Origin of the sequence: Pseudoalteromonas sp. SG43-4 (genome assembly GCF_014164325.1) — a bacterium.
Taxonomy (GTDB): domain Bacteria; phylum Pseudomonadota; class Gammaproteobacteria; order Enterobacterales; family Alteromonadaceae; genus Pseudoalteromonas; species Pseudoalteromonas distincta.
Genome location: NZ_JACJFB010000058.1, coordinates 1 through 520, shown reverse-complemented (window position 1 = coordinate 520; position 520 = coordinate 1). Strand labels below are relative to the sequence as shown.

The window sequence follows — 520 nt, the reverse complement described above, 5'->3', positions numbered from 1 at the left end:
CTTTTTGGCCAATAGCGCCTGCGAAACGTTTAATATTAACGGGATTAGCAACAACGAAAGGGATATTCGCTTGAGCACACGCCATAATAAAGGGGTGTTCAAGGCGCCCAGTTGCTTCAATAGTAACACGCGTTATTGGGTGCTTTTTTAGTGTTTTTATAGCGTGTTTAATGCCGCCGTCATTGTTTTCTACGGTGAAATATATATCTAAAGGTCGGATGTAAATATCGAGTTGAGTTTTACCTGTATCGACACCGACGTTAATTTCATTTTGATTATTGAGTGTATTCATAATAAGCTGACTCTGCCTTGCGATTCGGGCTCGAGGCCCCGTTGACTATCCGAGTTTAATGCTTGGAGTTTATACAGCGTTCTTTCTTGTTATCGGTCTCTCAATAGAGGAGCCTTCAATCAATCGAACTACTGTATAAAAGGCTTTGGTTGCAGCCAAAGCTTGGGCCTCACATTACCCGAACTTGGTTAAAGTATTAATTAATTTATGGGTTTATTATCCATACAA

General features: G+C 40.4%; 1 pseudogene. It reads right to left on the bottom strand.

The window, feature by feature from the left end:
• Window positions 1-292, bottom strand: a pseudogene (locus H5160_RS20130) (IS110 family transposase); the annotation flags it as partial.
• Window positions 293-520: the final 228 nt, after the last annotated feature.